Here is a 21,922-nt window from a genome sequence, read left to right as displayed (position 1 = left end):
CTGTTGCAGTAACGTGGGTTTGAGAACCATCCTTGATTTCGTTCCGGAACCGCCCACCGACCCCGATGCCGAGAGGATGTGGCAGTGAAGGCACTCTTCTTCACCGCCGACCTCGGGGGCAATGTGCCGCCGATCCTCGCGGTCGCTGAGGAGCTTGCCGCCAGGGGCTGGGATATCGAGGTCGCAGGCCTGGCAGCTGGTGAATCCGGATTCCCCCAGCCGCCCTTTGCAGCAGGCATCGCAGCCGGACCCGTGTCAGGGATGGGCATCGCCCGCATTGCGTCGATCGTCAGGATCACTGCCAGCCCGTATGCACGCGAAGACGCTGCCGCCATCATCGCTGCCAGCCAGCCGGATGTCATCGCCGTTGACTGCCTGCTGCTCACTCCGCTGCGCGCCGCCCTCGTCTCCAGCATTCCGGTAGTCGTGCTCGCCCACACCTTCGGAAAATACTGGTCACGCCTGTACCACCCCTTCACCGCTGAGGGTCTCGACCTGTTCGGCGTGAGCCTGAGCAGGAACTGGGACCAGGCCGCGGCGCGGCTCATGCTCACCGATGCCGAACTCGACCCCGGCAGCCGCAACCCGGTGCTGCGCCACTGCACCTGGACTGGATCGACCGAACAGGCATCCCCTCCGACCCGGGGCCTACCCGGTCACCGTCCTCGCGTCCTCGTGTCACTGTCGACAACCGACTGGCCGGGCATGAAGCCGATCTACCGGCGCGTCATCGAAGCACTCTCCCACCTGCCCGTCGACGCCATCGTCACCACCGGCGGTGCATCATTCAGCAATGAACTCGACGGGGCCGACAATGTCGAGGTGCGCGGCTGGGTCGATCATGCCGCGCTGATGCCGCAGATGGATCTGCTCATCGGGCATGGCGGACATTCGACGACACTCAAGGCGCTCGCCCATGGCATCCCGGTTCTTGTGATGCCGGTCAACCCGGTCTCGGATGAAGCCGGCATCGGTGATGTGCTGCGAGAACGCGGACTGGGAATGCGCGTGCGGCCTTCGGCGCGTCCGCGCAGACTGGCGGCCGCGGTCACCTCGCTGCTGACCGACAGCACTGTGCGCGAGAACGCGGCATCTCATGGGCGGCGGCTGCGCGCGCTTCGACCCGGTGCTGCTGTGGCGGCCGACCATATCGCCCGCCTCACCACAGAGTAGTCGCAGTCCGTCGGCGCTGCAGCAGTTCTCAGCTGTCGGTCGCAGGCATGCCGTCGACGCTGTAGCGACGCTCGATTCCTGCGGTCGCCTGTCCCCTTTCGTTGGATGCCACGCGCTCCTGATGGGTTGCGAATGCAGCTGGATCGGCGAAGCGCTCGGACACCTGCCAGATGAGAGGCTCACGCGTCTGGTCAACGGAGAAGGCAAGGCATCCGAGTTCGGCGCGGGTCCGCGCGATGTGATCCGGCAGGTGTTCTTCTACGACCGCCAGTTCGTGGGCGTCAGTGCAGATCAGCTGTCCTGTCAGGCGAACCTCTGACATCAGTTCCTCCGTTCCGCGGCGTGTGTGATCAAGACTGTCACATGGCCATCGGTCACCGCAGCAGCGGAAGTGTGAGCGGGTAACGGTACTTCTGGTAGCGGGAGGCAGCCATCGCCGCGATGATCGGGATGACGATGCTGACGATGTAGATGACTGCCCAGATGATCCAGGCTGCCGGCAGCAGGATGACGGTGAAGGCGAGGATCGATGCGACCATTGACGCCAGCGCCAGGGTGACGGCGAAGTTGAAGGAGCCGGCGGCCGCGTTGCGGACGAGGTCGCTCTTGTCCTTGTAGATGAACCAGAAGATGAGCGGGCCAACGAAGGCCAGCATTCCGAGGCTCAGCACCGCGGAGATGATGAGCGAGAGGTGGCACAGAATCGCCCTGGTGCGGTCGGTGGACTGATGGCTGGTCTGGTGCGGGGCGTATGTCTCGTTCATGTCCTCCATTCTCCCCTGCTCAGCTGGGCGCCACCATGCGGTTTTCCTCCGCGTGCCCACGGCGGCCAACCAGAGGGTTGACACAAACTAGTTTGCGTTACAAACTGGTTTGTATGAACCAGATTCCGCAGCAGAACCCCGAACCGCACGATGCCGAGGGCACACCAGCTCTCGATCCGCGTCGCGCTCTGGAGATCGCCACCTCCGGGCAGCGCACAATCAGTCGTCGCGAACAGCGGGCCGGGATCATCACCTCACTGCTGTGGTCGGCCATCTGGTTCGTCGGGTACAGCGCCATGGCGGCCGCCTACGTCTTCGGGCTCATGCCCGCAGCCATCGCCGGCATCATCTTCGCCGCCGGCATGACGGCAGCCCTCATCGCCACAAGCATCATCAATGTGCGCGCCGCCTCCGGCCGCCGGGGTCCCGCCGCCCGGCAGGGCACGCTCTACGGCGTCACCTGGGCGCTCGTCGTCACCGTCATGATCATCGTGAGCATGCAGCTGGGCACCTACCTGCAGGACCCGCAGGTCATCGGCTGGCTGGCCAACTCGGTCGCCGTCTTCGGCGTCGGCATCATGATCGTCATGGGCGGCGTCATCTTCTCCGACCGGATGATGTTCGGATTCGGCATCGGGGCGATCGTGGCCCTCATCATCAGCCTGCTGGTCGGCCCGGAGCTCTTCACGCTCGTCTTCGCCGCAGCGGCCCTGGCAGGACTCGTCGTCAGCATCATCGCCCTCGCGCGCACCGGACGGGAAGCAGGCCGGTCATGACGGCACTTGATCCGGTCATCCACGCTGATTCGCGCCTGCGCATCATGGCCGCCCTGGCCGGACTGCCGGCCGGCGACGAGGTGCTGTTCACCCGCCTGCGCAAGGACCTGTCGATGACCGCCGGGAACCTCTCCACCCACCTGCGCAAGCTCGAAGAAGCCGGCTACCTCACCCAGACCAAGACCATCGAAGGCCGCACACCGGCCACCTACCTCTCCCTCACCGCCACCGGCCGTGCATCCTATGAGACTTATCTGACCAATCTGCGCACCATCCTGGAAGGAAACCCCTGATGTCACCGACCCCCACCCTCAGCCAACCGCAGCGCACAAACGCGCCCACCTCCTCGGGCACGGCCGCTGTCACCGTCGACAACGTCGCCAAGTCCTTCGGCACCACCACCGTGCTCTCGCGCATGAACCTGCGCATCACCCCCGGTGAGGCCGTTGGGATCCTCGGGCCCAACGGCGCGGGCAAGTCCACGCTGCTCTCGCTCATCACCGGTGAGCGGACGCCTGATGCCGGCAGCGTGGCGATCTTCGGGGCCAACCCGCGCACACCCGAGGCGCGGCGCACGATGGGCGTGACCCCGCAGGCGACCTCCCTGCCGGAGGTGCTCAAGGTCCGCGAGGTCCTCGACTTCGTCGCTGCGCACTACCCGAACCCGCTGTCGACGAGTGAGCTGCTCGACGATCTCGACCTCACCGCACTGGCCGGCAAGCAGTGCGGCGGGCTCTCCGGCGGGCAGAAACGCCGCGTCATGCTCGCCGTCGCGCTCGTCGGCAATCCCGACATGCTCGTCCTCGATGAGCCCTCGACCGGTCTCGACGTCGAATCCCGCCAGCAGGTGTGGCAGCGCATCCAGGCGTTCAGCGCAGCCGGTGGCACCCTGCTTGTCACCAGCCACCACTTCGATGAGATCGAGCGCCTCGCAGACCGGGTCGTCATGCTCGCTGATGGGCAGATCATCGTCGACGACCAGCTCGATCGCGTCCGCACCGCCGTGGACCTGCGCCATGTCACCGTCATGCTGCCTGACACCCCCGAAGCGGTCATCGCCGCACTGCCCGGTGTCACCGGCATCCAGCCCGGTGAGGGTGCCCGGCAAGTCATCACCTGCAGCGATTCCGATGCCTTCATCCGCGCCCTCATCGCCGAGGGCCTGACATTCACCGATCTCGAAGTGCGCGGGGCCAGCCTCGAAGAGGCCGTCGCCGCCCACACAGCACGTCAGTGACCGACAGCACCGACAGGAGCAGCCATGTCCACCACCGCCGCCCCGGCTCTATACCTCCCGCATCTCATCTACCGCACCCGCGACACCCTGCGCGTGCCCGTCGTCGTCATCTCCGCAGCCGTCTTCCCCGTCATGGTCTTCGCGATCTTCTTCCTGCCGTTTATGGACGGCACCCCTGCCGACCAGCAGGCAGCCGTCGCCTTGGCCGGTGTCGCCCAGCTCGGGCTCATGGGCGTGGTGAGCACGTTCCTGTTCAACTACGGCATCGGCATCGCCGAGGAACGCAAGGCCGAATGGTCGAACTACCTGCGCACCCTGCCGGCCGGCCCAGGCCCGTTCTTCTCCGCCCGCGTGGCGGTGGCGGTTATCGTCGTGCTCATCGCCGTCGTGCCGCTGTTCATCGTCGCGATGGCCGCCAGCCCGGTCCTCGAGCCATTCGCTGCCGGTGAGCTGGGCTGGTGGCGTCTGCCCGCGCTCATCCCGGCATGGATCCTGGCAGCGCTGCCGTTCCTCTTCGGCGGGCTGCTCATCGGCTACCTCGCCACACCGAAGGCTGCGGTGGCGATCACCCAGATCGCCTTCCTGCCCTTCGCCGCAGTCGGCGGTCTCATCCTGCCGGTGCAGGCGATGCCCGGCTGGCTCAACGCGATCTCCGAGTTCACCCCGGCCCGCCCCGGCCGCGATGCCGTCACCGCACTCATCGGCGAGGGCTCGGTCGACATGCTCAATGTCGTCGTGTGGCTCGGCTGGCTCGTCCCGCTCATCATCGCCGCCGTGTGGGCGCACCGCCGCGATGAGGGCCGCCGCTTCTCCTGACCCACTCCCCTCAATCACCCTCGCAACAGACGGTCCGGCATCCGAGACGATGCCGGACCGTTGTCGTGTCGCTCACCAGGACAATCACCGCCAGACGTGCGAGGCGTGCGCTTCCTCCCATCCAATCCTTGACCGTGACCTGCACCACACCTACAGTTAACGCAACGCTGTTGCATTGATTGCAACTCACGAGTTTTCTGCTTCCAAAGGAGGAAGCCATGGTCATGGAACCGAAAGCCCCCAGTCCTGACACCGTCCCCGACGGAACCCGACCGCACCCGGTGCGCAGCACCTCGGGAGCCTACGGCCCCACGCTCAGCGGACAGGGACGCACACACCCAGACGGTGTCGACCGGGCCACCCGCCGCCGCGTCATCGCCGCCAGCTTCATCGGCAACTTCGTCGAATGGTTCGACTACGCCGTCTACGGCTACCTCGCCACCACGATCGCCGTGGTGTTCTTCCCCGAAAGCGACCGCCAGGTGGCACTGCTCTCGACGTTCGCACTCTTCGCCATCAGCTTCCTCATCCGACCGATCGGCGGATTCTTCTGGGGTCACCTCGGCGACCGGGTCGGCCGGCGCGTGGCATTGAGCTGGTCGATCCTGCTGATGTCGCTGGCGACCTTCTGCATCGCCCTCATCCCCGGGTATGCGACCATCGGGTTCTGGGCGCCGGTCCTGCTGCTCATCATGCGCGTCGTCCAGGGCTTCTCCGCCTCCGGTGAGTATGCCGGAGCCTCGGCCTTCCTCGTCGAATACGCCCCACCCCACCGCCGCGGGATCTACGCCGCGATCGTGCCGGCCTCGACGGCGACCGGACTGCTCATGGGCTCGCTCATCGCCGCACTCCTCTACGGCGTCCTCTCCCCCGATCAACTCTCTGACTGGGGCTGGCGGATCCCGTTCCTGCTCGCCGCCCCGATGGGCCTCATCGGCCGCTACATCCGCACGAAGCTCGAAGACACCCCGGTGTTCAAGGAGATGGCCGCCGAGGACGAGGCGATCAAGGCACCTGCCGGAGACCTGTTCAAGAAGTACTGGAAGGTGCTCATCCTCGCCTCCGGAGCCGTGCTGCTCAACGCCGTGGGCTTCTATCTGCTCTTAAGCTACATGCCGACCTACCTCACCGAGGTCGTCAAGCTCAGCCCGACCCTGTCGAACCTCTCGACGACTGTGGCGCTGCTGACCTACATCGGCTTCATCCTGCTCACCGGATTGCTGTCCGACCGGCTCGGCCGCAAGAAGGTCCTCATCTCCGCCTCGGTGCTGTTCATGCTGCTGACGGTGCCGCTGTTCATGGTGCTCGACACCGGAATCTTCGTGCTCATCCTCTGCGTCCAGGTGGCACTCGGTGCTCTGCTGACCCTCAACGACGGCACCCTGCCGAGCTTCCTGGCCGAGCAGTTCCCGACCCGCGTGCGCTACTCCGGCTTCGCAGTGTGCTTCAACCTGTCGAATGCGCTCTTCGGCGGCACCGCCCCGTTCATGGCGACCTTCCTCATCGCGGCCAGCGGCTCGGATCTCGCACCGGCCTGGTACCTCGTCGCCGCAGCGCTCGTCTCCCTCATCGCAGTGGCCCTGGCGAAGGAGACCTTCCGCAAACCGCTCGAACACGACTGACCACCACAGCACCACCACTGGTCCACACCCAACCCGATCCTGCCCGAAAGGAGACTCACATGTCCTTCACCGCACCCCACACGGCCACTCCTCCTACCACGGCCGGGGCACCCAACCCAGCCGATCCGCCGCAGGCGACCCCCGCCTCGGCGGCGGAGGCCATGGCGGCCGAACGGCTGAAGATCATGCACAACGGCCAGAAGGTGCCGCTGACCTTCTCTCCTGCCGAGTTCGAACGCCGGCTCGGCGGGCTGCGCGACATCATGGCCGAACAGGACTGCGACGTCGTCGTGCTGACCTCGTATCACGGGATCAAGTACTACTCCGACTTCCTCTTCACCTCCTTCGGCCGCTCGTATGCGCTCGTCGTCACGCCAGAGGATTCGGTGTCGGTGACCGCGAACATCGACGCCGGGATGCCGTGGCGGCGCAGCCACGGAGAGAACATCGTCTACACCGACTGGCGGCGGGACAACTACTTCTTCGGCATCACCGAAGCCCTGCGCCAGCGCGGCATCCGCACCCGCCGGATCGGCGTCGAGTACGACTTCCTCACCCTCGACCAGCACGCGAAGCTGCAAGCAGCGCTGCCGGATGCCGAGCTCGTCGACATCAGTGCGGCGGCGACGCGGCAGCGGATGGTGAAGTCAGCCGAGGAGATCGAGGTCATCACGCATGGCGCACGGATCGCCGACATCGGCGGATATGCCGTGCGCGAGGCGATCCGGGAGGGCATCAGCGAATACGAGGTCGCCCTCATCGGCACCGAGGCGATGGTCCACGAGATCGCCCGCACCTTCCCCGACTCCGAGATCCGCGACACCTGGGTATGGTTCCAGTCCGGAATCAACACCGACGGGGCGCACAATTGGGCGACCACCCGCAAGCTTGAGCACGGCGACATCCTCTCGCTCAACTGCTTCCCGATGAGCTCGGGCTACTACACGGCACTCGAGCGCACACTGTTCCTCGGCGAGCCGGATGAGCGCAGCCTGCAGCTGTGGAAGACGAACGTCGAGGTGCATGAGGCCGGTCTGGAGCTCATCCGCCCCGGCGCGGTGTGCTCGGAGATCGCCGCTGAGCTCAACCTCATCTACGCCGACGCCGGGCTGCTGCCCAACCGCACCTTCGGCTACGGGCACTCCTTCGGAGTGCTCAGCCACTACTACGGCCGTGAGGCCGGCCTGGAGCTGCGCGAGGACATCGACACCGTCATCGAACCGAGCATGGTCGTCTCCATGGAGCCGATGATCACGATCCCCGAAGGCCAGCCGGGTGCCGGCGGATACCGCGAGCACGACATCCTCGTCGTCGAAGAGAACGGTGCCCGCAACATCACCGGGTTCCCGTTCGGACCTGAGCACAACATTCTGTGACCAGCAGTGACCTGCCGCGCCCGCTAGGCTGTTGACAAGGAGGAAGACGATGCGAGAGTCCGATCCGGCAGCCGGGCGCGGCAGGTCCGTGACCGCGAACATCCTGGCAGTGCTGCGCTGCTTCTCCGTCGACGAGCCGCTGCTCGGTGTCACGGAGCTGGCAGCCCGCCTCGACCTGCACAAGTCCTCTGTCTCACGCATCCTCTCCGCACTTGAAGCCGAAGAGGTCGTCGAGCAGGATCCGCATTCGAAGAAGTACCGGCTCGGACTCGGCCTGCTTGCCATCGCCGGACCGATGCTCGCGACCCTTGACATCCGCCGCTTCGCACTCCCCGTGCTCACCGAGCTCAGCGTGTCGACCGGGGAGACTGCCGCACTGACGGTGTGGAGTGCTGCTGAGGCGGTCGTCGTCGAGCAGGTGGCCAGCACCCAGATCATCAAGCACACTGTGCCGCTCGGCACCCGCTACACCAACCTCGACTCCGCCTCGGTGCAGGTCTTCGCCGCCGAGGCGGAGGTCAGCGGCCAGCACACAGAACCGGGACTCGCCGAGCGTTTGGAGGAGGTGCGCACGCGCGGTTACGCCGTCAACCATGCCGCGACCTCTCCAGACGTCGTCGGCATCGCCGCTGGGGTCCGCGATCACCGCGGCGAACTCGTCGCAGCCATCATCATCGCTGCTCCCCTGTACCGGGTGCCCGATGACCGGATCGGCGAGCTCGGGGATGCCTGCGCGGCTGCGGCAGCGGACCTGTCGATGCGCCTGGGTCACCGCAGCTGATCATCTGCGTAAGCTGCCTGACGTAAGCTGATGCCAGACGAGGGAGGGAGGCGTCATGCACATCGTCGTCATCGGTTCGGGACTGGCCGGTATGGTCGCCGCCACCGAGGCCTGCGAGGCTGGGGCGACCGTCACGCTTCTCGATCAGGAGTCGGAGAACAACCTCGGCGGGCAGGCCTACTGGTCCTTCGGCGGGCTGTTCCTCATCGACTCGCCCGAACAGCGGCGGATGGGCATCCGCGACTCCCTTGACCTCGCCCACCGCGACTGGATGTCGACTGCCGGCTTCGATGAGTCCGATGTGTGGCCGCGCTGCTGGGCGGAGGCCTACCTGGAGTTCGCCGCCGGTGAGAAGCGCGCCTGGCTGGCGGCCAAGGGGCACCGGCTCTTCCCGATCGTCGGCTGGGCTGAGCGCGGTGACGGCCGGGCTGACGGGCACGGCAATTCGGTGCCGCGCTTCCACATCACCTGGGGCACCGGGCCCGGGGTCGTCGAACCGTTCCTGATCAGCGCCAAGGAGCACGTGCGCACCGGCCGACTCATCCCCCGCTTCCGGCACAAGGTCACCGAGCTCACCCGCTCACCTGCCGGGATCACCGGGGTTGCCGGGCACATGCTCGCAGATGACCCTGCCCCGCGCGGGAGGCCCACAACGTCCGAGGCGGTCGGCGACTTCTCGATCGCTGCCGATGCCGTCATCATCGCTTCCGGTGGGATCGGCGGGCGCCACGAACTCGTACGCTCCGCCTGGCCCACGCGTCTGGGCGCCGCCCCGGAGTCGATGCTCACCGGCGTGCCGGCCTACGTCGACGGGTCGATGTTCCCCGTCGCGCAGGCGGCAGGCGCACACATCCACGCCCCTGACCGCATGTGGCACTACGTCGAGGGGATCCGCAACTGGAACCCGATCTGGCCCGGCCACGGCATCCGGATCCTGCCCGGGCCCTCCTCCCTGTGGCTCGATGCCGCAGGCAACCGCCTGCCGGCCCCGAACTTGCCCGGCTTCGACACGCTCGGCACACTCGGCCACCTGCGGGCCGGCGGGCATGAGCATTCCTGGTTCATCCTCAATGAGCGGATCATCTCCAAGGAGTTCGCGCTCTCCGGTTCAGAGCAGAACCCCGATCTCACCGGCCGTTCGGTCCGCAAGCTCGCCGGCCGCCTCGGCTCCGGGCCGCCCGGACCGGTGGCCGATTTCCTGCGCCACGGCGAGGACTTCCTCACTGCTGCGACAGTTCCCGATCTCGTCGGCCAGATGAACCGGCTCGAACCGGACCACGCACTCGATGCCGCAGCAATCGGCGAGCTCATCGCCGCCCGCGACGACCAGCTAGCCAACGGTTTCGGCAAGGATGCGCAGCTGGCTGCGATCCGCGATGCCCGCGGCTACCGGGGTGATCGGCTCATGCGCACTGCTGCCCCGCACCGGCTCACCGACCCGGCCGCCGGTCCGCTCATCGCTGTCCGCCTGCGCACGCTGACCCGCAAGACCCTCGGCGGGCTGCACACGGATCTCGACGCTCGCGTTCTCGACGCCTCCGGCACTCCGATCTCGGGGTTGTTCGCGGCGGGTGAGGCTGCCGGCTTCGGCGGTGGCGGCATGCACGGTCACCGGTCGCTGGAGGGCACGTTCCTCGGCGGCTGTCTGTTCTCCGGCCGGATCGCCGGCCGCGCGGCGGCCCATGGCTGAGCCGATGGACACTCGTGGTGATGCCGCCTCCGGTCCCGAGGTGGTGCCTGCGGCAGGCGCGGTCGTCACCGATGGCCGTGGCCGGGTGCTGCTCGTGCTGCGGGGTTCGCAACCGCACCGCGGCCGCTGGTCACTGCCCGGCGGGAAGGTCGAGCCGGGTGAGACCTGGCAGCAGGCCGCCGCCCGCGAGGTAGCCGAGGAGACCGGTCTTGAGGTGGCCATCGGTAGGCAGCTGCCGAGCCTCGACATTCCAGCTGGTGAGAATCGCATCTACCGTGTCCGGGATTTCGCTGCCACGGTCACCGGCGGTCAGCTGCGTGCACGTGATGATGCCGCTGATGCACGCTGGGTGACAGCCGAGGAGCTGGCGGCACTCACGCTGACTCCGAATCTCGATCGGCTGCTGTATGACAGCGGCGTCTTCGACACCGACTGAATGACGTCAGCCCTGACTGCCCTCTGCCCCGCCTGCGTGGCGTTTGGCTTCGAGCGCCGCAGCGGCCTGCCGGCAGGTGAGCTCATTGATCCGCTCGGCCTCGTCGACGGCGACCGCAGTGTAGGCGCGCAGCCCGTCGCGATCGCGGCGCATCAGGTAGACATAGAGGCCTTCGGTCAGCAACCGCCCCTGGCTGTCGTAGAACAGCCAGCGCACATCAGCGAGGATGAGCTTGTCGGTGATCGCCCGGCAGCCGAGCAGCTCATGGGCGATATCGGCCAATCCGCGCTGCTGGTAGCGGGGATAGCCCTGCTGGAGGCCTGCAGCCATCTCCTCCCGGGAATCGAGCACGCCGGCGAATTCATCGCTGATGACCATGCCCGGTTCACCCCACAGGCCAGCGCTCGTGTCCGCGTCGAAAGTGCGCAGTGAAGCGCCATAGGCGTGCAGGAATGCGTTGACCTGGGCGCGAGTCTTCTCGTCTGCGCTCCGGCCGATGAGCTGGTCGTCCGTCATGCTTCCACGGTAGGCCGGTGCCGCCGGTTCGTCGAGGGTGCTGCCGCCAGGCAGACGCTCAATCCCAGATGCCGGAGGCCCCGCGTCGGTGGGAGCCGATGAGGTGCGTGTCGACCATGCCGATGGCCTCCATGAGCGCATAGGCGCTCGTCGGGCCGACGAACCGGAACCCGCGGGCTTTGAGCGCCTTCGCTAGGGCCGCCGATTCTGCGGACGAGGTCGGGATCTCATCGACCGTACGCGGTCGCGGGGTCTCTGCCGGCTGGAACGACCAGATGAGATCGGGCAGCCCGCCGTCGGTCCGCAGGTCGATCGTCGCCTGGGCGTTGGTGATTGTGGCGCGGATCTTGGCGGAATTCCGGATGATCCGCGCATCATCGAGCAACTGAGTCACATCGGCCTCCGAGTACCGAGCAACTGTGTCGGGATCGAAGCCAGCGAACACCTTACGGAAGGCCTCCCGTTTGCGCAGCACTGTCGCCCACGACAGGCCTGCCTGGAAGGCCTCTAAGCTGATGCGTTCGAACAGCCCGGCCTCATCTCTGACTGGCATGCCCCATTCGGTGTCGTAGTAGTGCTGCAGGAGCGGGTCGGTGGCCGCCCAGGCCGGGCGGGCCAGCCCATCGGAACCGATGACGAGCCCTGTCGTCGCGCTCATGCAGCGGCCTCCAGTTCGAGCAGCTGCTGTTTGGCTGGCAGCCCGCCGCGATAGCCGCCAAGGCTGCCGTCAGAGCGCAGTACTCGGTGGCAGGGCACGATGAGCGGGATCGGGTTCTGGGCGCATGCGGTGCCGACCGCGCGCACGGCCGTCGGCTGGCCGACCGCAGCTGCGACCTCGCTGTAGCTTTGAGTGGTGCCGTAGGGGATCTCGGAGAGCTGACGCTGAACCTCGCGGCGGAAGCCGGTCGACAGGCGCCGGTCGAGCGGGATGTCGAATTCGCGTCGCTGCCCGGCGAAGTACTCCTCGACCTGGGCGGCGATCGGCGCCAGCTGCGCATCTGCTTCCAGGACGCGTGGGCTGATCTTCTCTGCCAGTTCAGCGAGCACCGCGTCGTGGTCTTCGCCGTCGAAGGCCACGCGCACCAGCCCTGTCGGGGTGGCCGCCAGCAGCAGTGCGCCGATCGGCGAGTCGATGATGGTGTAGCCGACATCGACGAGTCCGGCGTCTCCGGCGTGGTCGTCGAGCAGCTGGCGTACGCGGCGCATGTGCTCTTCGTCGAGTGGGAAGAGGTGGCTGAGGTCTTTCATGAGGATGCTCCGTTCTCTGCCAGGTGGCCGGTGCCGACCCCCTCGCTGTCGAGGCGTCTGCGCAGGGCGGCGATGCCGTCGGCGGCGGCCCGCCGGACGGCAGCGGGTGTGCTTCCGGTGAGCTCGGCGGTCTGCACGTGGGTGAGCCCGCCGAGGTAGTGGTAACCGATGGCTTCACGCTGCCGGTCCGGAAGCCGGGCTACGTGGGTCCAGATCTCTGCTGTCTCCGAGCTGGCGGCCGGATCACAGTCTGCCGCGACCGGGTGGTCATCGCCGACCGGGTCGTCGCGGCGGCGGGAGCGGGCGCGCAGGACGTCGATGGCTTTGCGCTGGGCGATGCGCACGAGCCACGCTTCGACATTGGCGTCGGCGTCGAGGTCCGGCCAGGCGCGCAGTGCCGCCACGAACGTCTCCGCCCACGCGTCATCGGCATCGTGCGTCGTCCCGCCGCGCCCGGCGAGTACGGCCAGGCACACCCGCATGACCGTTGCCCCGTGGGCGCGGATGACCGGTTCGAATGGCTCATGCATGTGGCTCACTCCCTCCTCTCACTGCGCAGACGCAGCGGCGGGCGAAAGTGTGAGGTCGACGCCGGCGCCAGCGTGCCGAACCCCGTTCCCGAGGCGGTGGCTGGCTCAGGCGACACGGAAGTCCGCGGGCACCGTGAGCCGGTGGGTCAGCGTCCACTCCCCGAGTGTCAGGCGTTCGGCGCGCAGGTCGAGAGAAGGGTCACCGGTCTGTGCTGACACGGCGGCCAGCGCATTGGCAAGGTGAACGGCACCGGCCCGGTCGGCGGCGATGTCGTCGGCTGCCAGTTCGACGAGCAGGGTGACGGAGCGCTGCATCGCCTGCCCGTAGCGCAGCGCCGGTGGCGTCATCGCTGCTGTCAGGGCAGCCGTGCGCAGGATCGTCTCGTGTCCGCAGCGGACGTGGGCGTATTCGTGGGCGATGATCGTCTGCAGCTGGGCCTCGGTGAGCAGCTGCTGCATCCCGGTGGAGACGATGACCATCGGCCGGGACCCGACTCCTGCCTCGGCGGGCGTGCGGGCCACGGCGTAGGAGAACACCTCTGGTGACCCGACGCGGGCTAAGACGAACGCCTCGCGCTGGCTGCGGGAGATGATGTGCGGTTCGAGTGCTGCGACGGCGGCATGCACAGAGCGCACGCTGGCGTGGTGGCGGTGCTTGAGCCGGAACCACACAGCGGCTGCGGCGATCATGACGGCGCTGACGGCGACTGGGATAAGCAGGTGGGCCGGATGCAGGTAGCCGGCGACAGCAGTGACGATCGCCAGCACACCGGACAGCACCGTGGTGATGAGCCCGATGATGGCGGCGACGAGGGAGGCCATCCACAGCCGCAGCGCGGTGGCGGGGTGGCGCAGCGCCCATGAGCCCGGTGCCAGCAGGCGGGGGGTCGTGAAGATGAGGGCTGCGGTGGCGGCCGCGCTGAGGGCTAGGAGCGTGAGCATCGCTCAGCTGCGCCTGCGGTCTCGTTTCCGTGCAGCGGCGCGGGCGGCGTCCTTGCGGGCGTGCCGGGTCTGCGCCTGCTGCAGCGAGGAGCGCAGCACGTCGAGGTCGGTGTCGCTTAAGTGCCCGGCGAAGGCCATGAGGGTGGCCTGCCGGTCACCGGAGGAGGACAGCACGCTGACCATCCGGTCGCTGGCGTAGGCGTCGCGGCTCTGTGCGGCGCGGAAGCGGATCTTGCGCGGTGAGGGGTCAGAGCGCACGACCATGTCCTTGCGCTCGAGGCGCTCAAGGGTCGTCATGATCGTCGAGTAGTTCGGCTTGCGTCCGGCGAAGCGCTCGCTGACGTCGTTGGCGCTCAGCTGTTCGTCGGCATCCCAGAGGATCTCCATGACCTCAGCTTCGAGTTCGCCGCGCTCGCGCCGGCTGTTGAGTCCTGTCATCGCTCACCCTCCTGGGTCGGATGATATCAGCCCCCGTGCGAGCAGTGCTCCTGCAGACCGCGCAACTGGCCTTCGAGTCCCTTCAGGGGTTTGTTGCCCTCACCGTAGGCGCGGGTGGCCTCGGCCAGGCCCTTGAGCTGACCGCGGTACTGCTCATCGCCTGCATCGGGCTGCTCCTCCATCCACGAGGCGGCTACCTCCGGATCGGCATCGACGTTGTCGGGGAAGCCGCTCTCGAAATCCTCGAAGGCAGCACAGGTATCAGCTGAGACCTCGGGCAGCTCTGCTGTGGCGTTCTCATCGCCAGTACCGCCGGCAGTCGCATCGTCGCCAGCGTCGTCGTTCGTGTCATCGGCAGCGTCGTCGCTGGCGGTGCCGGTCGGCTAAGCGCTCGCCTCGGCAGTGGTGGCGTCGTCGGAGCCAAGTGTCGGCGGATCTTCCTCGGGGTCCTGACCATAGGCGGTGAGCAGCAGGGCGCCGAGGGCAACGGCAGCGGCAGTGCGGGTGCGAAGGCGTGTCGTCATACTGCCATCGTCGCATATGCTGCTGGACTCGGTCACCTGCATCGTCACCGTCCAGGGTGGCTGCCTGCCGGTCTCACAAAAGCTGACTGACGCCGCGTTTGAACCGGGCCCCGGCAGCCGGGTCCTGACGGTCGAAGTCCGTGCGGTGCTGTTCGATGATGAGGGCGCCGACGATGTAGTCCATCAGCGTCTCTCCCCCACGCTCCCGGATGGGCTCTGGGATGAGCTCGTCGCCTTCGAGTGCGAGGCCGAGGGCGTAGATCTCGGCTCCGTCGCGGTAGCGCAGCAGCACGGTGCGCAGCGCCCAGGCGAGATCGGCGGCCTCGGTGCCCTCCGCCTCGGCGACGGCGACGGCGAGCATCTGGCGGGCCAGCAGCACGAAGAGGTCCTGCTTGTTCTTCACGTGCCAGTACAGTGCCGAGGGCTGCACGTCGAGCTCGCGGGCGAGCCTGCGCATCGACAGGTCGCCCATGCCGAATCGCGAGAGGATCCGCAGCGATGTGTCGATGATCGCCTGTTGCGACAGCGCCATTCAGGTCTCTCTTCCAGGGCCTGGAGACGCGGTTTTTGACGTCGGCATCTCTAGGGGTATAGTTGTCTCCGCTGACGGGATATAGCGCAGCTTGGTAGCGCGCCTCGTTCGGGACGAGGAGGTCGTGGGTTCGAATCCCGCTATCCCGACCAATCCGGCCGGTGGCCTGGTGAGACTCAGAGTTCGTCTCTGATCCGCTGGGCCACCGGCTTCAGTGTTTCCGGGCCCTGCATTTCGCTGGCCCGCTTGTGCATATCGAAGTCGGCCACGGAGTTCGTCGGCCACACGTGCACATGGGTATGAGGAACCTCATAGCCCTGGATGAGCACGCCGATCCGCTCGCAGTCGAAGGCCTTCTTCTGAGCCGCGCCGATGCGCTGGGCGACGTCCATGAGATGGGCGAGCAGGTCTGCTGGCACGTCGATCCAGTGGGAGATCTCCTCACGGGGAACGACGAGGGTGTGGCCCTCGGTCTGCGGCAGCGCGTCGAGGAACGCGACACAGCGGTCGTCTTCGTAGACGATGGCGCCGGGAATCTCGCCGTTGATGATCTTGGTGAAAAGCGTCGCCACTTTCCATCACTCCTTCGGATACTGGGTGTGGGGCCGGCCATGCCCGAGGTGTTGATGATCTCAGGTGCGTGGCTGTGGATGGGGTGCACTCAGCAGTCCGGGCAGCCGGCAAGGTGCCTGACTGCCCGGAGGAGAGTCTCAGCTGAAGTTCTTCTTGGCTTCGAGCCGGAAGCCGGACCAGTCGGGTGCTGCGCTGATGGTCTTCGTCATATGCATTCCCGCGGTCGGAGCTGCGTTGGTGATGTCGCCGGGCGGGATGTGCCCGTCGCGCTTGGCTTTGGGGGTCAGGAGCCAGATGATGCCGCCATCGGCCAGGGTGGTCTGCGCGTCGACGATGCCGTCGATGAGATCGGGATCATCAGAGCGCCACCACATGACGACGACGTCGAACACATCGTCGACGTCCTCGTCTGCCATCTCCTCTCCGATCACCGCCTCGATCTCGTCTCGCAGGTCGAAGTCCACATCATCGTCATAGCCGATTTCCTGGACGTACTTTCCGGGGGCGAGGCCGAGGGTGTTCGCAGCGCTGCTGTCAGCATCCGCGTCCTGTGCAAGGGTCCTTTCGGAAGGAGTTGTGCTCATATCCCATATTGTTGCCCCCTTCCCTGCCCTGAGCAACTGTCCGGGCCGGTCTGCCGCGTTCTCTCGCCGCAGGGGCGCCGCTCGCACCCGCACACACTGGAACTTCCATGATGCGGCTGAAACTTCCACATAGTGGTTGGATATATTCCACAATGAAGCCCGATGTGCCTTAGGGTTGGTACCGAACCCCAAGGGCGGGATGCCGCTGCGCCCACGATCGCTGTGTGTCCCCCGCCCGCCGTCCGCCCGACGGTGAGTCCGTCCCTACGAGAGGACATGAAAGTGGCCAATCAGAAGCGAGGAATCATCCTCAACGGCCTGCCCAGCCAGGTCCCAGACGTCGATCCCGAGGAAACTCAGGAGTGGCTCGACTCCCTTGATTCGCTGGTCGACGAAGGCGGTCGCTCCCGGGCCCGCTACATCATGCTCAGCCTCATCCAGCGCGCCCGCGAGCAGAGTCTCGGGGTGCCCAGCCTCACGGCGACTGACTACATCAACTCGATTGGCCCCGAGGATGAGCCCTGGTTCCCCGGTGACGAGGAAGTCGAGCGCCGGTTCCGCCGTTGGATCCGCTGGAACGCGGCGGTCATGGTCCACCGGGCCCAGCGGCCGGGCATCGAGGTCGGCGGCCATATCTCGACCTACGCCTCGGCAGCCACGCTGTACGAAGTCGGCCAGAACCACTTCTTCCGCGGCAAGGACCACCCCGGCGGCGGAGACCATGTCTTCTACCAGGGCCATGCCTCGCCGGGCATGTACGCCCGCGCCTATCTCGAAGGCCGCCTGACCGAGGACCAGCTCGACGGCTTCCGCCAGCAGGCCTCGCACTGGATCGACGGTAAGCCCGCCGGCCTTCCGTCCTACCCGCACCCGCACCAGATGCCGGACTTCTGGGAGCACCCGACGGTGTCGATGGGCCTGGGCCCGATGAACGCGATCGCGCAGGCGCAGTTCAACAAGTACCTGCACAACCGCGGCATCAAGGACACCTCCGAGCAGCGCGTATGGGCGTTCCTCGGCGACGGCGAGATGGACGAGCCCGAAAGCCGCGGCATGCTGCAGTACGCCGCCTACGAGGAGCTCGACAACCTCACCTTTGTCATCAACTGCAACCTGCAGCGTCTCGACGGCCCGGTGCGCGGCAACGGCAAGATCATCCAGGAGCTCGAGTCGTTCTTCCGCGGCGCCGGCTGGAATGTCGTCAAGGTCATTTGGGGACGCGAATGGGATGCCCTGCTCGCCCGCGACCGCGACGGCGCGCTCGTCAACCTCATGAACAACACCCCCGACGGTGACTATCAGACCTACAAGGGCGAGGACGGCGGGTTCGTCCGCGACAACTTCTTCGGCCGTGATCCGCGCACGAAGGCTCTCGTCGAGGACTACACCGACGAGCAGATCTGGCAGCTCAAGCGCGGCGGCCACGACTACCGCAAGGTCTACGCCGCCTACAAGGCAGCTGTCGAACACACCGGCCAGCCGACGGTCATCCTCGTCAAGACGATCAAGGGCTACTCGCTCGGGCCGCACTTCGAGGCCCGCAACGCCACCCACCAGATGAAGAAGATGGGTCTGGAGGATCTCAAGATGATCCGCGACCACTTCTCGATTCCGATCTCGGACAAGGATCTGGAGGAGAACCCGCAGCTGCCGCCGTACTACCACCCGGGCTCCGACGCCCCGGAGATCAAGTACATGCTCGAGCGGCGCCGTCAGCTCGGCGGCTTCAGCCCCGAGCGCCGCGACAAGCACGTGCCAGTCAAGCTGCCGGAGGACAAGCTCTACGACATCGCCCGGAAGGGATCGGGAAAGCAGGAGATCGCCACGACGATGGCATTCGTGCGCATCCTCAAGGACCTCATGCGCGACAAGGAGTTCGGCAAGCGCGTCGTGCCGATCATCCCGGATGAGGCCCGCACTTTCGGCATGGACTCCTTCTTCCCGACCGCGAAGATCTACAACCCGCACGGGCAGAACTACGTCTCGGTCGACCGCGATCTCTTCCTGGCCTACAAGGAGGCCACTGACGGACAGCTGCTGCACATGGGCATCAACGAGGGCGGCTCGACTGCCGCGTTCACCGCAGCCGGCACCTCATATGCCGCACACGGCGAGCCGATGATCCCGTTCTACATCTTCTACTCGATGTTCGGCTTCCAGCGCACCGGGGACGCCTTCTGGGCAGCCTGCGACCAGATGGCCCGCGGCTTCATCCTCGGCGCCACCGCCGGTCGCACGACGCTGGTGGCCGAGGGCCTGCAGCACGGCGACGGGCACTCCCATGTGCTGTCCTCAACCTTCCCGTCGATCATCTCCTACGACCCGGCCTACGGCTACGAGATGGCTCACATCGTGCGCGACGGACTGCAGCGGATGTACGGCGAGGACGACGGGCGCGACCCGAACGTCATGTACTACATCACGATGTACAACGAGCCGATGGTCCAGCCCAAGGAGCCCGAGGACCTCGACGTCGAAGGCGTGCTCAAGGGCATCTACAAGCTCAAGGACGGACCGAAGCTCGACGGCCCGAAGGTCCAGCTGCTCGCCTCGGGTGTGGGCGTGCCGTGGATCCTGGAGGCCCAGGAGCTGCTGGAGAAGGACTGGAACGTCTCGGCCGATGTGTGGTCGGTGACTTCGTGGCAGGAGCTGCGCCGTGACGGCCTGGCCTGTGACGACGAGCGTCTGCTCGATCCCGACGCCGAGGCGCGGGTGCCGTTTGTCACGCAGCAGCTGGCTGATGCCCAGGGCCCGGTGATCGCCACCAGCGACCACACCCGGACCGTGCCGGACATGATCCGCCAGTACGTTCCCGGCCACTTCACGTCGCTGGGCGCCGACGGCTACGCGATCTCTGATACGCGCCCGGCTGCTCGCCGGCACTTCCTCATCGATGCCCCTTCGGTCGTCGTCCAGGCGCTCATCAGCCTCGGCGACCTCGGCATCGTCGATCCGAAGCTCGCTGCCGAGGCGTCGAAGAAGTACCAGCTCGACGATCCGCGGGCCGGCGCCACCGGCTCGACCGAGGGCGCCAGCGCCTGATCGCTCGCAGTTGCTGAGCACACAGAAGCGGGAGGGGAACACCCCTCCCGCTTTTGTGTCTTGTAAACAAATCTTTTGTCTCTTTTCGTGTAGTGTAGCGTCATGCCCGTTCGCTCTGAGGAAGCCGCCGCCCATGTGCGCGCCCGCGCTGAGACGAGCCGCCGCCTCAAGGCCGGTCAGGCGCTGCTGCACAAGCTGACCCTCCAGCGGCTCGAGGCCCGCCTGCCGTGGTACCGCTCGATGAGCGCCGCCGACCGCGGCTGGGTCGTGGTGCTGGCCAACTCCGGCATCGCCTCTTTCATCGACTGGTACCGCGACCCCGATGCCCAGCTGCGGGTCGTCCAGGACATCTTCCAGTCCGCACCCCGTGAGCTCGTCCGCTCCGTCTCGCTGCAGCAGACCCTGCAGCTGCTGCGCGTCGTCGTCGAGGTCGTCGAAGAGCGCGTCGGAGACCTGGCCCGGCCCAATGAGCAGGCCAAGCTGCGCGAAGCGGTGCTCGTGTACTCCCGTGAGATCGCCTTCGCCGCCGCCGACATCTACGCCCGTGCCGCTGAAGCGCGCGGCTCGTGGGACGCCCGGCTCGAGGCGATGGTCGTCGACGCGCTCGTGCGCGGCGATTCCGTCGACGAGCTCGCCAGCCGCACGGCCGCCTTCGGGTGGCGCACCGAAGGCTCGGTGTACGTGCTCGTCGGCCGCGCCCCGCAGCGAGCCGCGCACAAGAGCATCGACGAGATCCGCAAAGCCGCCCAGAAATGGGCCGAGGATGCACTCGTCGGCGTGCACGACGACCGGCTGCTCATCGTCATCGGCGGCGTCGAGGACATCGACCAGGCTGCGACAGCTCTCTCGCAGTTCTTCGGCCCCTCCGAAGTCGTCATCGGACCCGAGGTCAGCACGCTGGCCGAAGCCGCCACCTCGGCAGCGGCCGCCGGCTGGGCGCTGCGCACCGCCTCGGCCCGCCCGATCGTCGCCCGGCCGGTCCACGCCCGCGACCTGCTGCCCGAGCGTGCGATCGCCGGTGACACCTGCGCGGTGCGCGAGCTCATCACCAGCTACTACGAACCGCTCAACTCCGGCAGCGGCCAGCTGCTCGACACCGTTGCCGCCTACGTGGAGTTCGGCGGTTCGCTGGAGAACACGGCCCGCTCACTGCACGTGCACCCGAACACCGTGCGCTACCGGCTGCGCAAGATCGCCGACCTCATAGGCATCGATCCGACCGAGGCGCGCGCCGGTTTCGTCATCAGAATTGCGTTGGTGTACGGCCAACTGTCAGAAGCCGGGCAATTGTCGAACCTGAACAAATCCCCGTGACGAACCTCCACATTGACGTAAGTTGAAACACGACCTCGACTGATTGGAAGCTACTCCAGTGCTAGTTATCGCCTGCCCGGGCCAGGGAGCCCAGAAGTCCGGATTCCTCTCCTCCTGGCTCAATCGCCCGGCATTCGCCGAATCACTCGATGCGCTCTCCGCCGCCGCAGACCTCGACCTGCGCATCCATGGCACGGAGTCCGATGACGAGACGATCAAGAGCACCGACATCGCCCAGCCGCTGCTCGTCGCCTCGGCGATCGCCGCCTACCGGGAGCTCTTCGCCGACGTCGACGTCTCCCCCGACGTCGTCGCAGGCCACTCCGTCGGTGAGATCGGTGCTGCGAACATCGCCGGCGTTCTCGATGACACCGCGGCGATGAAGTTCGTCATGACGCGTGCGACCGGCATGGCAGAGGCCTCGGCCGCCACACCCACCGGCATGGCCGCCGTCGTCGGCGGGGAGCCCGACGATGTGCTTGCCGCCATCGAATCCGCTGGCCTGTCGCCTGCCAATGTCAACGGCGCAGGACAGACCGTCGCCGCTGGCGCGGTCGAGAACATCGAGAAACTGGCCGAGAACCCGCCGGAGCGAGCCCGCGTCATCCCGCTCAAAGTCGCAGGCGCCTTCCACACCTCCTACATGGGCTCGGCCCAGGCTCCGCTGGCGACACTGGCCTCGAACCTCGAAGCCCAGGACCCGCAGCTGACGATCCTCACCAACGCCACCGGTGAGCCGGTCGACTCCGGCTCCGAGTACCTCGACCTGCTCGTCAAGCAGGTGACGAATCCGGTGCGCTGGGATCTGTGCCAGAAGCAGCTGCTCGACATGCGCGTCACCGGTCTGCTCGAGCTCGTGCCCGGCGGCACCCTCACCGGGCTGGCCAAGCGAACGATGCGCGGAGTCGAGACGTTTGCACTGAAGTCAGCCGACGATCTCGATGACGCCCGCGCCTTCGTCCAGGCCCACGCCGGCCAGTCCCCTGCAGAATCCTGAAGCGGCCGCAC

General features: G+C 66.8%; 26 protein-coding genes and 1 tRNA gene. 14 read left to right on the top strand and 13 right to left on the bottom strand.

Translation table 11 applies throughout. The annotated features are described in order from the left end of the window. Window positions 1–84: 84 nt before the first annotated feature. Window positions 85–1,173, top strand: coding sequence for a nucleotide disphospho-sugar-binding domain-containing protein (locus HLA91_RS14180; protein ID WP_170274036.1), 1,089 nt, complete (start codon window positions 85–87; stop codon window positions 1,171–1,173). Between the two features lie 28 nt (window positions 1,174–1,201). Here HLA91_RS14180 and HLA91_RS06570 read toward each other — a convergent pair whose 3' ends face one another. Both HLA91_RS06570 and HLA91_RS06565 read right to left on the bottom strand, forming a co-directional pair. After that, a complete protein-coding gene (locus HLA91_RS06570) occupies window positions 1,202–1,495 on the bottom strand; it encodes a putative quinol monooxygenase (protein WP_170274035.1) in 294 nt (97 codons plus the stop codon). A 52-nt stretch (window positions 1,496–1,547) separates the two neighbouring features. Beyond that, window positions 1,548–1,937 (bottom strand): DUF4870 domain-containing protein, encoded by a 390-nt coding sequence (locus HLA91_RS06565; RefSeq protein ID WP_170274034.1) that lies wholly within the window; start codon window positions 1,935–1,937, stop codon window positions 1,548–1,550. Between the two features lie 113 nt (window positions 1,938–2,050). Between HLA91_RS06565 and HLA91_RS06560 the strand changes: the two genes are divergently transcribed. The 9 genes from HLA91_RS06560 to HLA91_RS06520 all read left to right on the top strand — a co-directional run bounded on the left by HLA91_RS06560 (window position 2,051) and on the right by HLA91_RS06520 (window position 10,671). Further along, on the top strand, window positions 2,051–2,713 hold the full coding sequence (locus HLA91_RS06560) for a hypothetical protein (protein ID WP_170274033.1): 663 nt from the start codon (window positions 2,051–2,053) through the stop codon (window positions 2,711–2,713). Next, the gene (locus HLA91_RS06555) at window positions 2,710–3,006 is read left to right on the top strand and encodes a transcriptional regulator (protein WP_170274032.1); all 297 of its coding nucleotides are present in this window, start codon (window positions 2,710–2,712) and stop codon (window positions 3,004–3,006) included. The genes HLA91_RS06560 and HLA91_RS06555 overlap by 4 nt, the downstream gene beginning before the upstream one ends. Further along, window positions 3,006–3,950 carry an ABC transporter ATP-binding protein gene (locus tag HLA91_RS06550; RefSeq protein ID WP_170274031.1) on the top strand — a complete coding sequence of 315 codons (945 nt, stop codon included), beginning with the start codon at window positions 3,006–3,008 and terminating at the stop codon, window positions 3,948–3,950. Before HLA91_RS06555 ends, HLA91_RS06550 begins: the two co-directional genes overlap by 1 nt. Window positions 3,951–3,974: 24 nt before the next feature. Further along, the gene (locus tag HLA91_RS06545; RefSeq protein ID WP_170274030.1) at window positions 3,975–4,766 is read left to right on the top strand and encodes an ABC transporter permease; all 792 of its coding nucleotides are present in this window, start codon (window positions 3,975–3,977) and stop codon (window positions 4,764–4,766) included. Window positions 4,767–4,990: 224 nt separating this feature from the next. Beyond that, window positions 4,991–6,388, top strand: a complete 1,398-nt coding sequence (locus HLA91_RS06540) for an MFS transporter (RefSeq protein WP_170274170.1) — start codon at window positions 4,991–4,993, stop codon at window positions 6,386–6,388. Window positions 6,389–6,549: 161 nt separating this feature from the next. Further along, window positions 6,550–7,764 carry an aminopeptidase P family protein gene (locus tag HLA91_RS06535; protein WP_170274169.1) on the top strand — a complete coding sequence of 405 codons (1,215 nt, stop codon included), beginning with the start codon at window positions 6,550–6,552 and terminating at the stop codon, window positions 7,762–7,764. A 49-nt stretch (window positions 7,765–7,813) separates the two neighbouring features. Then, window positions 7,814–8,545 carry an IclR family transcriptional regulator gene (locus HLA91_RS06530; protein WP_170274029.1) on the top strand — a complete coding sequence of 244 codons (732 nt, stop codon included), beginning with the start codon at window positions 7,814–7,816 and terminating at the stop codon, window positions 8,543–8,545. Window positions 8,546–8,600: 55 nt separating this feature from the next. Further along, entirely contained in the window at window positions 8,601–10,235 is a 1,635-nt protein-coding gene (locus tag HLA91_RS06525) for an FAD-binding dehydrogenase (RefSeq protein WP_170274028.1), read from the top strand. Window positions 10,236–10,239: 4 nt separating this feature from the next. Continuing rightward, window positions 10,240–10,671: an NUDIX hydrolase gene (locus tag HLA91_RS06520; protein WP_239557045.1), complete on the top strand. Its 432-nt coding sequence runs from the start codon at window positions 10,240–10,242 to the stop codon at window positions 10,669–10,671. 6 nt (window positions 10,672–10,677) lie between these two features. Here HLA91_RS06520 and HLA91_RS06515 read toward each other — a convergent pair whose 3' ends face one another. The 9 genes from HLA91_RS06515 to HLA91_RS06475 form a co-directional block, all read right to left on the bottom strand. Continuing rightward, window positions 10,678–11,187: a DUF6841 family protein gene (locus HLA91_RS06515; RefSeq protein WP_170274026.1), complete on the bottom strand. Its 510-nt coding sequence runs from the start codon at window positions 11,185–11,187 to the stop codon at window positions 10,678–10,680. A gap of 58 nt (window positions 11,188–11,245) precedes the next feature. Continuing rightward, window positions 11,246–11,845 (bottom strand): DNA-3-methyladenine glycosylase I, encoded by a 600-nt coding sequence (locus HLA91_RS06510; RefSeq protein WP_170274025.1) that lies wholly within the window; start codon window positions 11,843–11,845, stop codon window positions 11,246–11,248. Continuing rightward, window positions 11,842–12,435, bottom strand: a complete 594-nt coding sequence (locus HLA91_RS06505; RefSeq protein WP_170274024.1) for a methylated-DNA--[protein]-cysteine S-methyltransferase — start codon at window positions 12,433–12,435, stop codon at window positions 11,842–11,844. The genes HLA91_RS06510 and HLA91_RS06505 overlap by 4 nt, the downstream gene beginning before the upstream one ends. Next, entirely contained in the window at window positions 12,432–12,965 is a 534-nt protein-coding gene (locus tag HLA91_RS06500; RefSeq protein ID WP_170274023.1) for an RNA polymerase sigma factor, read from the bottom strand. Before HLA91_RS06500 ends, HLA91_RS06505 begins: the two co-directional genes overlap by 4 nt. A gap of 105 nt (window positions 12,966–13,070) precedes the next feature. Continuing rightward, the gene (locus tag HLA91_RS06495) at window positions 13,071–13,907 is read right to left on the bottom strand and encodes a M48 family metalloprotease (protein ID WP_170274022.1); all 837 of its coding nucleotides are present in this window, start codon (window positions 13,905–13,907) and stop codon (window positions 13,071–13,073) included. A gap of 3 nt (window positions 13,908–13,910) precedes the next feature. Next, window positions 13,911–14,345 (bottom strand): BlaI/MecI/CopY family transcriptional regulator, encoded by a 435-nt coding sequence (locus HLA91_RS06490; RefSeq protein WP_170274021.1) that lies wholly within the window; start codon window positions 14,343–14,345, stop codon window positions 13,911–13,913. 26 nt (window positions 14,346–14,371) lie between these two features. Continuing rightward, complete coding sequence (locus HLA91_RS06485; protein WP_170274020.1) at window positions 14,372–14,527, bottom strand: hypothetical protein; 156 nt, start codon at window positions 14,525–14,527, stop codon at window positions 14,372–14,374. A 201-nt stretch (window positions 14,528–14,728) separates the two neighbouring features. Beyond that, a complete protein-coding gene (locus tag HLA91_RS06480) occupies window positions 14,729–14,869 on the bottom strand; it encodes a hypothetical protein (protein WP_170274019.1) in 141 nt (46 codons plus the stop codon). Window positions 14,870–14,942: 73 nt separating this feature from the next. Then, window positions 14,943–15,401 carry a TetR family transcriptional regulator gene (locus HLA91_RS06475; protein ID WP_170274018.1) on the bottom strand — a complete coding sequence of 153 codons (459 nt, stop codon included), beginning with the start codon at window positions 15,399–15,401 and terminating at the stop codon, window positions 14,943–14,945. A 75-nt stretch (window positions 15,402–15,476) separates the two neighbouring features. Between HLA91_RS06475 and HLA91_RS06470 the strand changes: the two genes are divergently transcribed. Further along, a tRNA-Pro gene (locus HLA91_RS06470) sits at window positions 15,477–15,553 on the top strand. 24 nt (window positions 15,554–15,577) lie between these two features. On the opposite strand, the gene HLA91_RS06465 is transcribed toward HLA91_RS06470, so the two are convergent. Together HLA91_RS06465 and HLA91_RS06460 are read right to left on the bottom strand one after the other, a co-directional pair. Further along, window positions 15,578–15,973, bottom strand: coding sequence for an HIT family protein (locus HLA91_RS06465; RefSeq protein WP_102159894.1), 396 nt, complete (start codon window positions 15,971–15,973; stop codon window positions 15,578–15,580). Window positions 15,974–16,111: 138 nt separating this feature from the next. Then, window positions 16,112–16,558: a DUF3052 domain-containing protein gene (locus HLA91_RS06460; RefSeq protein ID WP_102159892.1), complete on the bottom strand. Its 447-nt coding sequence runs from the start codon at window positions 16,556–16,558 to the stop codon at window positions 16,112–16,114. 282 nt (window positions 16,559–16,840) lie between these two features. Between HLA91_RS06460 and aceE the strand changes: the two genes are divergently transcribed. From aceE to HLA91_RS06445, 3 genes are all read left to right on the top strand, one after another. Beyond that, entirely contained in the window at window positions 16,841–19,600 is a 2,760-nt protein-coding gene (aceE, locus tag HLA91_RS06455; protein ID WP_204514188.1) for a pyruvate dehydrogenase (acetyl-transferring), homodimeric type, read from the top strand. Window positions 19,601–19,702: 102 nt separating this feature from the next. Then, complete coding sequence (locus HLA91_RS06450; protein ID WP_165883036.1) at window positions 19,703–20,914, top strand: PucR family transcriptional regulator; 1,212 nt, start codon at window positions 19,703–19,705, stop codon at window positions 20,912–20,914. 58 nt (window positions 20,915–20,972) lie between these two features. Then, entirely contained in the window at window positions 20,973–21,911 is a 939-nt protein-coding gene (locus tag HLA91_RS06445; protein WP_170274168.1) for an acyltransferase domain-containing protein, read from the top strand. Window positions 21,912–21,922 lie beyond the last annotated feature (11 nt).

The organism is Brevibacterium luteolum, assembly GCF_013004595.1.
In the GTDB taxonomy this organism is placed as follows: domain Bacteria; phylum Actinomycetota; class Actinomycetes; order Actinomycetales; family Brevibacteriaceae; genus Brevibacterium; species Brevibacterium luteolum.
The sequence above is the reverse complement of the archived record's forward strand: the minus strand, read 5'-3'. Positions and strand labels throughout refer to the sequence as shown.